Origin of the sequence: Asticcacaulis sp. (genome assembly GCF_035497195.1) — a bacterium.
In the GTDB taxonomy this organism is placed as follows: Bacteria; Pseudomonadota; Alphaproteobacteria; order Caulobacterales; family Caulobacteraceae; genus Asticcacaulis.
In genome coordinates this window covers 13,890-27,356 of record NZ_DATJDZ010000019.1, presented here as the reverse complement: position 1 = coordinate 27,356, position 13,467 = coordinate 13,890, and the positions used below count along the sequence as shown (strand labels likewise).

The window sequence follows — 13,467 nt, the reverse complement described above, 5'->3', positions numbered from 1 at the left end:
GCCACCACTTTTGGCTTCGCCGAACTTCGTTTCGGATAAATTGCGCGGCAAAACAAAAAGATAGAGCAAAATGACGATTCTATCTAAGTCATTTTGCTCTATCGGCGATAGTGCGACAGAAACGCCCACATCGCCTCGTTATCGACCACCCATTGGTGTTTGCCGCCGACGGTAATCCGCCCGGCCACGTCCGCACCACCACGGCAGCCGGTATAGCGCTCCTCATAGACGCCGGTCGCCACCCACTCGGTTGTCGGCGCCGCAGCGCAGCCATTCAGTTGCGCCCATCGCTGTTCGGCGGCGTGCATGGTGTATTGCCAGTAGCCCGCGCCGCCGCCTTCGATCGGATTGGTGGTATCCTTGTCACCGGCGAAGGCGATGACCGGCATGGGGCGCGATGGCTTACAGGTGGCCGGATCGGGCTTTGTCGGATCGGCTTTCGACGGATTACCGGCGCGCAATCCCACCACCGGCGCGATGGCGGCGAAGCGGTCGGCATCGACGCACCCCAGCCACGAGGTCATCCGTCCGCCGCCGGAAAGCCCTGTGGCGTAGACCTGATCGCGCGCCACGCAGCCCTGCCCGACCAGCCAGTCGATCGCCGCGCCAATATAGGCGACATCATCGGCGTCGGTTTCCGTGGGAATGGCGCCGGTGACGGTCGGCACACCGGGAATGTTCCAGACAAAACCCTTCTCCACCGCAATCCCGCCATCGGGCGCGGCAACGATAAAGCCATGCCGGTCGGCGGTCTCTTCCAGCCGCGAATCCTTTAGCATCCCCGCGCCGGTGCCGGTGCTGCCATGAAAAAGAAACAGGACCGGCAAGGGCGAACCGTCAGCACTTACCGGCAAGTGAATCAACATCGACCGCCCGGTGTTACCAATGGCGATGCTTTGCGTCGTGCCCGCCGCGCCTATTCCGCAGCCCGCCGCGTGGGCCATGCCATTCCAGCCGATCAGAGCCAGAATGATAATTATAGAATACAAACGCTTCATGGTGACCTCCGGCTAAGGCCCGCACCCTATGGCCGGCATCTGAAAGCGTCAATCGCCGAACTAACCGGCATACCGACTTGGCGGCACGCCCAGCAACCGGCGGAACATGGTCGAAAAGGCGGCGGGACTGTCATAACCCAGATCGAGCGCGATGGCGGTGACGCTTTCCCCCGCCGCCAGCCGCGGCAGGGCCACCAGCAGGCAGGCCTGCTGCCGCCATTCACCGAAACTCATCCCGGTTTCACGCCGGAAAGCACGGGTAAAGGCACGACGGTCCATGCCCAGGGCGTCACACCAGTCTTCGATCGTGGCATGGATATCCGGCGCTTCCAGAAAGGCATGGCAGCGTGCCGCCAGTTTCGGCGATACCGGAAAGGGCACCGACAGATCGACGCGCGGCGCATGGGCCAGTTCCGCCGCCAGTAGCGACATCACCAGCCCATCACGGCCACTGATGTCATATTCCAGCGGCAGGTCCGCCGCGGCGATCAACAGCTGCCGCAGCAGGGGCGAGACGCTCATAACGGCCGATTTCGGCCCCAGCAGGCGCGCGGTGTCCTCATCGAGCAGCACGCTGCGCGTTTCGACCGCGCCGACCATACGCACCGAATGCGGCATTCCCGCCGGCGTCCACACCGCACGTTCCGGCGGCGCCACCCAGGCGCCGTAGGGCGTACTCAGGACCACGACCCCGCTGGCGGCATAGACGAACTGGCCACGTCCATGCGTGTGCCAATCCAGCTCGAAGGAAGGCGGATAGCTCCTGGCCCTTGCCACGATTGGGCGCGGAATGTGATCATACTCATTGCGGTATATCCAGGGTTCTTTCATGGCCCGGGTTTTTCATGACCAGAGTTCTTCATGGATCGCCCCACTCTCAAAACATATAGTCCCGTCATGGAATGCGGGACGCTCGCCTTTCCTCTATCACGGCCTCCATTACAGAGGAAGTCCATCATGGAACAATCGCCAACCGCCACAGTCCCCGCCCCCGTCGTACAGGCCGGCGGCACCGTCTTTTCCGTTATTCTGGCCGTCGCCTTCTGCCACATGCTCAATGACATGATGCAGGCCCTGCTGCCCGCCATCTACCCCAATCTGAAAAGCGGGCTGGGCCTCAGCTTCACTCAGATCGGCGTTATAACCCTCGCCTACCAGATCACCGCCTCGATCCTGCAACCGCTTGTCGGCCTCTATGCCGACCGCCGGCCGACGCCACTGGCCCTGCCCGGCGGCCCGCTGTTTACTTTGACCGGCCTGGCCATCCTGTCGACGGCGCACATCTATCCGCTGCTGCTATTGGGCGCCTGCGCCCTGGGCATGGGGTCTTCGATCTTCCACCCGGAATCCTCACGCGTCATTCGGGCCGCGGCCGGCGGTCGCAACGGCATGGCCCAAGCCCTGTTTCAGGTCGGCGGCAATACCGGCTCGGCGCTCGGCCCGCTGGCAGCGGCGATCGTCGTCGTGCGCTGGGGCCAGAGCAGCATCGCCACCTTCGCCCTGCTGGCCCTGTTGTCCTGCGCCGTTTTGTGGAATGTCAGCCAGTGGTATCGCCATCACGGCCTGACGCGCCTCAACCTGAACCGCAAGGCGATGGAGGGCGTCGTCCTGCCAAAAGGCGCGGCCCGGCGCGGTATTGCCATCCTGCTGGCCATGATCTTCTCGAAATATGTCTACCTCGCCAGCCTGACCAGCTACTTCACCTTCTACCTGATCCACCATTTCGGCGTGTCGGTCGGCAATGCCCAGATGCACCTGTTCGTCTTCCTGGCGGCGGTGGCGGCGGGCACCTTCATCGGCGGACCGATCGGTGACCGCTTCGGCCGCAAATACGTCATCTGGGCGTCGATACTGGGCGTCCTGCCGTTCACCCTGCTGCTGCCCTATGTGTCGCTGATGTGGGTCGGCGTGCTCAGCGTCATCATCGGCCTGATGCTGGCTTCGGCCTTCCCGGCGATCGTCGTCTTCGCGCAGGAACTGGTGCCCGGCAAGGTGGGGATGATCTCCGGGCTATTTTTTGGCTTCTCGTTCGGTATGGGCGGCATCGGCGCCGCGGTGCTCGGCAAGGTGGCCGATGTCTGGGGCATAGACACCGTGTTCCAGGTCTGCGCTGTCCTGCCGGCCATCGGCCTGCTGGCCGCCTGGCTGCCGGACCTCAGGGCGCGGCAGAAGGTATAACAAAAAGCCTGACCGCTTATTGTGGTCAGGCTTTTTGTTACTGGATCGCAGGCGGCGTCTCGCCCAGCAAATGCTGGGTGAAGAAGTCCATATGCTTGCGCCAGTAGTACGGACCGATCGTATTGTGATTGCGGTTAGCGAAGATGACCAGTTCATGCGGCTTGTTGGCCGCCACCAGCGCCGCATCGAGCCGCAGGGTCGCCGCTACCGGCACGTTGTCGTCGATGTCACCGTGGGTCAGCATCAGATGGCCCTTGAGATTGCCGGCCAGCGGAATATTGGAGTTTTTCTCCCAGGTCGCATCGTCGGCGGCGCCCATCGAGACTTCCGGCCACCACGCCTTGTCGAGCCGCTGATCCTGATTGCCCGAATTGGCCACCGCCACCTTGTAAAAATCAGGCCGGCGCAGGATGAAGCGCGCCGCGTCATAACCGCCAGCCGAATGGCCGAACACGCCGACGCGATCGAGGTCGAAATAGCTGTATTTCGCCTTCATCGCCTTCAGCACCCAGATATGATCGTCCAGCCCGACCTCGCCCAGATTCTGGTAGGCCGGCAGGCGGAAGGCCTGGCCGCGCTGCGAACTGCCGCGTGCGTCGATCTCGACCACGATGGCGCCGATCTGTGCCATGCCGACCGCCGGATTGCGGATATTGCGGCCATAGGTCTCGTCGATCACATGGGTGGTGGGGCCGGTATAGACATATTCGATCACCGGATAGGTCTTCGACGCATCGAAGTTCTTCGGCCGAAAGATCATGCCATAGAGCACGGTCTTGCCGTCGTCAGCCAGGGTCTGGAACGGTTCGGCGGGCGTGAAGCCGCTGGCCAGCAGCGCCGATGGATCAGCCTTGCCGAGTTCGGCGATGATATGGCCATCCGCCGCGCTGCGCAGCAGGGTGCGCGTCGGTACGGTCGGGCTGGACATGCGGTCGATGAAGGTCTTGCCGTCTTCCGACACGCTGACATCGTGATCCAGCGGTTCGGGTGTCAGGTTGCGGATCGCGCCATCGAGCGTGACGCTGTACAGGCTGGAGAAATAGGGATTGACGCCGGCCTCGCGGCCGATGCCGGTGACCAGCAGCGCCTTCGCCTTGTCATCGACGCGCACGATATCGGTGACTTCCCAGTTGCCTTTCGTCAGCGCCTTGCCGCCGGCCGGGTTTGTCCCCTTGGCGACATAGTAAAGCTGCGCCCAGCTGGTGCGCTCGGAAATCACCAGATCGCCGTTCAGTTCGGGCACCGGCCTGACCTGCGATGAGGTCACCGTCACGATCGGTTTGACCGCTTCATGCACCCGCAGAGTGGCGACATTGGCAGCCGGATCGATCTCGTACTGATTGACCTCGCCATAACCGCGTTTGGTCCACTGATAGAGCACCTTGTCCTTGTCCCAGCTCATATTGGGATCGCCCGGCCACAGCAGGGAATTGGCCGGCACATTGAGCACTTTCGGCGCGACCGTGCCCTTGAGCGACGCGGCCACATCGATCACCACCGGCACGATCTGCGGCACGAATTCGGCGCCGGCGGTCGGGTAGACATAATCATAGTGGCGCGGGAACTGGCTGCCCGGCGGATTGGGCTGGACGCCATGCCAGATGTAGCTGTTGTTGCGGTCCATGCGGTAGGTCAGGATCTGCTTCGAATCCGGCGACCACTGCACGCTGACCGGCATGGGCGGGGTTTCGGTCTGGGCCGCCACCATATCGGCGAACATCGGGTAGTTCATGCCGTAGCGCTGGTCATAGCTGCCATTGGCGGTTAGCGACGTTTCCTTGCCGGTGGCGATCTCGACCAGAGCCAGATCATAGCCCTTGTGGATCACCTTGTAGAGGCCGTCCGGCGACACCACGCCTTCATCGATGGCCGGCGGTGGCGGTGCGTTCGTGACCGTATTCGCGGCCATGTCGTAGATCAGTTTGCGCCCGCCCGACGAAAAGGTCAGGCTGCGCTTGTCGGCGTCGTAATCTTCCGGCGAGACATCGAACGGTCCCTTATCGCCCAATACAGTCGCCAACAGCGGCTGCATGGCCGCTTCCGTCACCAGATCGCTGATCTGCCCCGTAGCGGCATCGGCCAGCGCGATCACCCCCTGCCCTTTGGCGCCGTGGCGATAGAGCACTTTCGTTCCGCCCGCCACGAAACGCGCCCGCAGGTCGAGATCGGTGACCAGTTCACCGGTCTTGCCCGCCAGATACGATTGCGCGGTGGCGTAGCGCTCGGCGATCGGCGCGGTTTCGGCATAGGCGACGGAGGTCAGGGCGAGCAGTGAAGCGCCGCCGGTTACGAGAAGGGGAAATAATCGCATGATCTACTCTTTAAAATTATTGCGCGGGCGGAGCCGAGGTGATGGTCACCTCGATCTCGCCGGTATTGTCGGCATAGATGTCGTCATTGAGACCGAACTGGATGGCCTCCGCCCCTTCTGGCACGGTGATGTTCAGGCCCGGCCCGATCGGGAACGGCGACTTGACGATCTTGCCCTTGGCGTCGGTAAAGACGGCCACCAGCTCATTGAGATGCACCGGATAGAAACCATGCCCCATATACATGCTGGGAAACGGCATCCCCGAACCGCCGAGATGGTCATCACAGATAAATTCAGCCTGGCCGCCGGGATCGAAACCGCCACCGCCGGCCACGGTCGTGGTCGATCCCGTCGCGGTGATCTGCAATGGCGTGCCGGCGGTCAGTTTCAGCGCCGCCACAGCCGGGGCCGTACCATCGACCTTGCCATAGGGCAGGTCCGGATTTTTCTTCTTGATGACCCACGGCATGGATGTGCCCGGCACCTTCACCGTCACGGTTTCCGCCAGGGCTGCCTGGCTCATCCCGGCCAGCGCAATCCCCGCACCCAATATAAAAAGCTTCGCTATCCGCATGTCACAACCCCCACCAAACTATTGTCAGACATAATCCGCACGGCCATATTTAAATGTCAAATATTTTATACGATATACCGATGAATTGACATAGCAGGCCAGCCGGTCATAATCGCCTGACAACAAGATTATAAGGCGTTCGGATGGCAGGTCATATTCGTAAAATCGTGGTAGTGGGCGGCGGCACGGCCGGCTGGATGGCCGTCTCGGCGCTTGCCAAGGTTTTTGGCACGCAAAAGTACAGCCTCACCCTGATCGAATCCGACGAGATCGGCATTGTCGGGGTTGGTGAAGCGACCATTCCGACCATCCAGGAATTCAACAAGCTTCTGGAACTCGACGAGAACCAGTTCGTGAAGGAGACCAACGCCACCTTCAAGCTGGGCCTGCGCTTCCTCGACTGGTCGGCGCCCGGCAGCGAGTATTTCCACCCGTTCGGCACCTATGGCGTCGATATGAATGTCAACTTCACCCACTACTGGATGCGCTATCGCCTCGCAGGGGGAGCAGCGGATTTCGGCCTGTTCAATCCGCAAACCGTCGCCGCCCGGCAGGGCCGCTTCGGCCGCATGAGCGAGATCAACCCGAAGGCGCCGAACGTCAACTATGCCTTCCATTTCGACGCCTCGCTCTACGCCAAATTCCTGCGCCGTTACAGCGAGGCACTTGGCGTCGTGCGCCAGGAAGGCAAGATCACCACCGTCACGCAACACCCGGAAACCGGCGACATCACCTCGGTCACGCTGGAAAGCGGCCAGACCATCGCCGGCGACCTGTTCATCGACTGCTCCGGTTTCCGCGGCCTGCTGATCGAGCAGACGCTGAAAACCGGCTATACCGACTGGAGCCACTGGCTGCCGTGCAATCGCGCCGCCGCCGTACCGTGCGACAAGGTGAAGCCCGTCACCCCCTATACGCAACTGACCGCCCGCGAAGCCGGCTGGCAATGGCGCATCGCCCTGCAACACCGCACCGGCAACGGTTATGTCTTCTGCGAAAACTTCCTTTCGGAAGACAAGGCCGCCGAACTGCTGCTGCAACGGCTCGATGGCAAGCCGCAGGCCGATCCGCGCATCATCCGCTTCACGACTGGTCACCGCAAACTGCAATGGAACCGCAATGTCGTGGCGATGGGGCTAGCCAGCGGCTTCCTCGAACCGCTGGAATCAACCTCGATCCACCTGTTGCAGGAAGCGATCATGAAGCTGATCCGCTACTTCCCGCGCGACCGGATCACCGACAGCCTGCGCTCAAACTTCAACCGTGAAATGCTGTTCGCCTATGACGATGTGAAGGACTTCCTGATCGCCCACTACAAGATCACGACGCGCGAGGACACGCCGTTCTGGGCCTGGTGCAAGCATATGGATATCCCCGACAGCCTGAAAGCGCGCCTGGAAAGCTTCGAGCAGAACAATCTGTCGCTGGTGCAACCCAACGAACTGTTCAAGGAGGCGAGCTGGTTCGCCGTCCTTGTCGGGCAAGGCCTGACGCCTAAATCCTATCACCCCGTTGCCGACCTGATGACGGAAGACGAGTTCCGCTGGCGGATGGATCGCGTGAAGGAAGGCACGACGGGCCTGGCCAATGCGATGCCCATGCACGACGCCTATGTCGCCAAGGTGTGCCCTTCACCGCAACTGGTTAACGTCTGACTCAATTCTTTTTTTGCATCAAGTACAAAAAAACACCCCGCCGGTTGCCCGGCGGGGTGTTTTGCTTTGGCAGCAATCAGATCAGTAACGGAAACGCGCGCTGAGCTGAACGGTCCGGGCCTGAACCCGCATACCTTGCGGCAACAGTTTCTGCTCACCCCAATACATCTGGGTGTTGTTCTGAAGCAGGTTAGTGCCTTCCAGGCTGAGGGTCATGTACTTGACCGGCGTCCAGTTGACGGCCGCATCCAGACGCGAAGTGGCCTCGACATATGGCGAGTATTCCGAGAATTCAGGCAAAGCCCAAGCGCGGAAACGGTCGCGGTAGTTATAGGCGATACGGGCGCTAAATTGCGGCGTATCGTAGTACAACATCAGGTTATAGGTGTATTTCGAATTGCCGACCGCGTTATCATCATCACCCGGATAATCGATCTTGGCGACTTGGTTATAGGTGTAGTTGAACTGGCCGCCGAAGTTGGCGAGCTTGCCCGGCAGGAAGTCGAAGAAGCCTTGCGCGTTGAACTCGTAACCCTGGAAAGTGCCGGGGCTGGCGTTACGCGGGCGGGTGATATTGTACTGCTTGCCGTCGATCGTCTCCAGTTCGGTGGAGTCATAGATGAAGCCGTCTGGCTTCTTCAGATAGGCGGCAAAGGAGATAACGCTGCCGCGACCGAAGTAATATTCCAGCGAAGCATCGTAATTGTCTTCCTTGTTGGCTTTCAGATTGGCGTTGCCGCCCCAGCCGCCACCGACATTGGTGCTCTTGTTGCCCGCGTCGAGGAAGGTGAAGGACGTTGCCTGGTCAAAGCGCGGACGCTGGACGTTGAACGAATAGGCCACGCGGAACTGCAGTTTCGGTGTGAAGTGAACCACGGCGTGAGCGCTGGGCAGGAAGTCCTTGTAATCCAGTTCCGTGGTGCGCGGCACCATGATCTGGTCGGGCGTGCCGACGATCAGTTCGTCATTGCCTGGCGTGCCCTCCGGCAGGGTGGGATCGTAGCTTGGGTTAGGAAGCCAGTTGATCTGGCGATCATAGGAGAAGCTGCTGCCCCAGGTATGAATCTCGCGCCCGCCGATCACCCCATCTACTGGGATATTGCCGATCTTGAAGCCATAGAATATCTGGGCATAAATAGCCGCAGTGTTTTCCTGGGTCGTGAACGACCCCATCATCCGCTCGGTCTGCACCTCTGCGGTCGACCATTGTTCCGTCGCCGGCACCGCACCGGTCGCGGGGTCCCATGCGCCGCCGCCGCCATAGGACAGAGTAGCCGGATCGGAGGCCAGGCCGCGGATCGCGTCAAAATTGGCCAGATAGCTGTCGAGCGACATGCGATACCATTGCGCCGACTGATAGCCCGGCACGTCGGCAAAGATGGTGTTGGCGCCCGTGCCGCCGGGGAAATCATTCAGCAGGATGGCCTTGGCGTCCGCGAAGCCGGCATAACGATAACCGTAGAGACGTGCAGCGTCGCGGGTGGTCTTACGGACGCCCATCTGAATGCTGCGGATCAGCTTGTCGTCGCTGACCCGATAGGTGCCATCAAGCGTAAAGACGTTTTCCGTGCTGGTTTCGTAGCCCTTGCCGTTCTCGATCTCGCGGACATAGTAGTTGTCCTTGTTACTGAAATCGTAAGCCTTTCCGGCGGTATCGAAGAATTGCAGGTAAGGCCCAGGCTCCGCCATCTTGTCCGAGGCGAAGTCAAAATTGACCGATCCCATGTTCTTCATGCGCAGCAACTGCTGATACCAGTCGAGGTCCAGGCGGTTTTCGTCACGATAAGCGCCAAAATTGACCGTCCATCGGTCCTTGTTGTAATGCGCCTCAAAATTGACGCGGGTGTTGCGCGTGGTGATGACGTTATCGCGGGCGAACGGCCCGATTGGCAGGATATTGCCATCCGCCGGATTGGGATCAGTCGATGTCACGAACTTGATCGTGTGGCCATCCGGCATGAAGACGATGTTCGACAGGGTGCCGGGACTGTCCTTAATGCGGGCTTCAAGGAAATCGTCTGCGCGATTCTCATCAGCGTTGAAGCCGGAGGCTTCGATCAGGAAGTCCAGATTTTCCGTGGCGCGCCACTGGAAGGCGGCATTGTAGGAATTGCGTTTGACCGTACCGACCTGGATACCGTTCTGAACCTTATAGGGTGCGATGACATCGCCCATTTTGCCAGCTTCGTTGGTGGGTAGTCTGTCGGCAGGCAGGCTCAGGCGCTGCGTATCCCACCAGCGGAAGTCATACGGCGTTTCCGACGTAACCCACTGTTCTTTATAATTATTTTCCTGGAATGAGGCGTTGAGCAGGAAGCCCATCTCACCGATCGGCGTATCCCAGCGCTTGGACACCAGGGCTGAAGCATAGGGGCTTTCGGTGCTGCCGACATCGGCAGAGACATTGCGGATGCTGCCCGCAAAGGTCCACTTCTTCGGCAGGTCGAACGGACGACGCAGGTCAACATTGACCGTACCGGCGATACCGCCTTCGACCTGATCAGCCGTGCGGTTCTTGTAGACCTGAACCGACTTCAGCAGTTCGGCGGGGATATCGTTAAGCGAGGCTGCACGACCAACACCGGTATTGTTCGGCGAACCATTCAGGGTGGTCTGGACATCTTCCATGCCGCGGATTTTCAGCCCCGAACCTTCGCCGCGTTCGCGTTCGATCTGAACACCGGTGACGCGTGCAATGGCTTCGATGACGTTATTATCCGGCAGCTTGCCGGCGTCTTCGGCGTCGATCGAATCGACGATCTGGGCCGCCTTGCGCTTGCGGTCGACAGCCGACTTCAAGCTCTTGCGCAACCCCTTGACGATAATGACCTCATCGCTTTGCGCTTCGGCAGCAGCAGCGGCGGCCTTTTCGGCAGCGGTCGGCTCCTGCGCCAGGGCCGGCGCGCAGATCATCGCCGCAGCCAGACCTGTGGCGGCCAGCAATACAGTTTTACTCACTCGTGTCGTCAACATCTATAGTCCCCGTTTTCAAAAAAACCCGATGTGACGATGTGGACATGAAAATCGAAGGTCGTCAAAATATTTTATACGATATACGGCGATATCATGACAAATCCAATAACATGACAATTTAATGTGGCTAACATGCAACAGGCGAAAGGTATGCCCTGCCCGTATTCCACATATAGGGACGCAGCAAAAATTTGAACATAATACATTGAATTTAATATATAATATGTAAATTCACATTTTGAAAACATGCATGAATTTGAAATATTTCCGCAACAAAATCCAATCAGAACCAGATATTTCGTCTGTGAAACCTCACATTGTGGCGACAGCTATACGCTTTCCCGCTTGCAATTGCATGTATATTGTATACCAAATTGTCCGACAACTGGAGGGTAAACATGGCTATTTTGACCGGCAATCGTCGCCAAATCTTAACCGCAACGGTGGCTTTCGCAGGGTTCAGCCTGATTTCCCGCCACGCCTTTGCCGGTGTAATAACACCACAAAAGGCCACCGCCCTGCCCTTGTCGGATGTCCGCCTGCTGCCGTCCGATTTCAAGACGGCGCTCGACGTCAACCATGCCTATCTCATCACGCTCGAACCTGACCGCTTCCTGCATAATTTCCGCAAGGGCGCCGGCCTGAAGCCGAAGGCCGAAGCCTATGGCGGCTGGGAGCAGGACACCATCGCCGGCCACAGCCTCGGCCACTACCTCTCGGCTATCTCGCTGATGTATGCGCAAACGGGCGATCCGGCGCTGAAAGCCCACGCATCCTACGTCATCGATGAACTGGCCCTGATCCAGGGGATGCAGGGCGATGGTTACGTCGCCGGCTTCCTGCGCAAACGCAAAGACGGCACGGTGGTTGACGGCAAGGAAATCTTCCCGGAAATCATGGCGGGCGATATCCGCTCGGCCGGTTTCGACCTCAATGGTTGCTGGGTGCCCTTCTATAACTGGCACAAGCTCTATGCCGGCCTTTATGACGCCCAGACCTTCTGCGGCCTCGACAAGGCGATTCCGGTCGCCGTCAATCTCAGCCTCTATATCGACAAAGTCTTCGCCGCACTCGATGACGCCCAGGTACAGGAGGTGCTCAACTGCGAACACGGCGGCATCAATGACAGCTTCGCCGAGTTATACGCCCGCACCAATGATCCCCGCTGGCTGAAACTGGCCGAGCGCCTCTATCACCACAGGGTACTCGATTCACTGGTGGCGCGCGAAGACAAGCTGGCCAATATCCACTCCAACACCAATATCCCAAAGGTGCTCGGCCTGGCGCGCCTGTACGAAGTCACCGGCAAGGCCGATTACCATACGGCGTCCGACTTCTTCTACGAGCGCGTGACCAAGCACCACAGCTTCGTTATCGGCGGCAATGGCGACCGCGAATATTTCTTCGACCCGGACACCATCTCGAAGCACATCACCGAGGCGACTTGCGAGCATTGCGCCACCTACAACATGATGAAGCTGTCGCGCCAGCTCTATAGCTGGGCGCCCGACGCCGGTTATTTCGACTATTTCGAGCGCGCCCATCTCAACCATGTGCTGGCGCAGCAAAACCCGAAGACCGGCATGTTCTCCTACATGACGCCGCTGTTCACCGGCGCCGCCCGCGGCTTCTCCGATCCGGTCGATAACTGGACCTGCTGCCACGGCACCGGCATGGAAAGCCACGCCCGGCACGCCGAGTCGATCTACTGGCAAGACGACGACACGCTGTTCGTCAATCTTTATATCCCCTCGACCGCCAAGTGGGCGGCCAAGAATGCCAGCCTGCGCCTCGATACCGGCTATCCGTTTGACGGTGAGGTGCGCCTCAGCCTGACCGCCATCCGCCGTCCGACCCGTTTCAAACTGGCCCTGCGTGTGCCCGGCTGGGCGAGAACCGCCTCGCTCAAGCTGAATGGCAGGCCGGCCGAAGCGACGCGCGACCGCGGTTATCTGATCGTCGATCGCGTCTGGCAGGCCGGCGACAAGATCGCCCTCTCGCTGCCGCTTGACCTGCTCATCGAACCGACCAGTGACAATCCCGGCGTCGTGGCCATTCTGCGTGGCCCGCTGGTGCTGGCGGCCGATCTCGGTTCCGTCGATGAGGATTACAAGGCGACCGAACCGGCGCTGGTCGGCGATGATCTGCTGGCCGGCTTCGCGCCCGTGGCTATTGAGAAGGCGCACTATAAAACGGTCGGTATCGGTCGCCCAGGCGAACTCAACTTCGTGCCCTTCTACAGCCAGTATGAACGCCGCAGCGGCGTCTATTTCAAGGCCTTCGACGAGGCCGCCTGGAAGGTCGAGGAAGCCGCCTTTATCGCCGAACAGGCCCGCCAGCGCGACCTCGCCGCGCGTTCGGTCGATGTCATGCACCTCGGCGAAATGCAGGCCGAACGCGACCACAACCTCGAATCGGACGTGTCCTGGCCCGGCACCTATCGCGGCCGCAATGGCCGTGACGCCCGCTCCGGCGGTTTCATGTCCTTCACCATGAAAGTCAAGCCCGGCCCGCTGGTCATGCAGGCGACCTATTGGGGCGATGACAAGTGCGCGTTCGATATCCTGATCGACGGCCAGAAAATGACGACCGTCTCACACAAGGCACCCGTAAAGCCCGGTGAGTTCTTCGATGAGCAATACCCTGTGCCGGAAGCCCTGACGCAGAGCAAAACCTCGGTGACGGTCAAGCTCGTGCCTGTGGAAGGCCGCTCCACCGGCATGGTCTTCGGCGTCCTGCTGTTCACCGCCGCGCCCTCAGATGTGAAGGCCTGAAAAT

The 13,467-nt window shown here is 60.1% G+C and carries 8 protein-coding genes; 3 read left to right on the top strand and 5 right to left on the bottom strand.

Annotation, left to right across the window (positions count from 1 at the left end; all coding sequences use genetic code 11):
• Positions 1-98: 98 nt before the first annotated feature.
• Together VL130_RS11100 and VL130_RS11095 are read right to left on the bottom strand one after the other, a co-directional pair.
• On the bottom strand, positions 99-998 hold the full coding sequence (locus tag VL130_RS11100) for an alpha/beta hydrolase family esterase (protein WP_325362962.1): 900 nt from the start codon (positions 996-998) through the stop codon (positions 99-101).
• Between the two features lie 60 nt (positions 999-1,058).
• A complete protein-coding gene (locus tag VL130_RS11095; RefSeq protein ID WP_325362960.1) occupies positions 1,059-1,829 on the bottom strand; it encodes a helix-turn-helix transcriptional regulator in 771 nt (256 codons plus the stop codon).
• A gap of 126 nt (positions 1,830-1,955) precedes the next feature.
• Here VL130_RS11095 and VL130_RS11090 point away from each other — a divergent pair, with 126 nt between their 5' ends.
• The gene (locus VL130_RS11090; protein ID WP_325362958.1) at positions 1,956-3,176 is read left to right on the top strand and encodes an MFS transporter; all 1,221 of its coding nucleotides are present in this window, start codon (positions 1,956-1,958) and stop codon (positions 3,174-3,176) included.
• 37 nt (positions 3,177-3,213) lie between these two features.
• Here VL130_RS11090 and VL130_RS11085 read toward each other — a convergent pair whose 3' ends face one another.
• Both VL130_RS11085 and VL130_RS11080 read right to left on the bottom strand, forming a co-directional pair.
• Entirely contained in the window at positions 3,214-5,487 is a 2,274-nt protein-coding gene (locus VL130_RS11085; protein WP_325362956.1) for a S9 family peptidase, read from the bottom strand.
• Positions 5,488-5,503: 16 nt separating this feature from the next.
• Entirely contained in the window at positions 5,504-6,061 is a 558-nt protein-coding gene (locus tag VL130_RS11080; protein ID WP_325362955.1) for a hypothetical protein, read from the bottom strand.
• A gap of 143 nt (positions 6,062-6,204) precedes the next feature.
• Between VL130_RS11080 and VL130_RS11075 the strand changes: the two genes are divergently transcribed.
• Positions 6,205-7,716 (top strand): tryptophan halogenase family protein, encoded by a 1,512-nt coding sequence (locus VL130_RS11075; protein ID WP_325362953.1) that lies wholly within the window; start codon positions 6,205-6,207, stop codon positions 7,714-7,716.
• Between the two features lie 81 nt (positions 7,717-7,797).
• On the opposite strand, the gene VL130_RS11070 is transcribed toward VL130_RS11075, so the two are convergent.
• Complete coding sequence (locus VL130_RS11070) at positions 7,798-10,674, bottom strand: TonB-dependent receptor (RefSeq protein WP_325362951.1); 2,877 nt, start codon at positions 10,672-10,674, stop codon at positions 7,798-7,800.
• A 413-nt stretch (positions 10,675-11,087) separates the two neighbouring features.
• On the opposite strand from VL130_RS11070, the gene VL130_RS11065 reads away from it, so the two are divergent.
• Entirely contained in the window at positions 11,088-13,463 is a 2,376-nt protein-coding gene (locus tag VL130_RS11065; RefSeq protein WP_325362949.1) for a glycoside hydrolase family 127 protein, read from the top strand.
• The last annotated feature ends 4 nt before the right edge of the window (positions 13,464-13,467 follow it).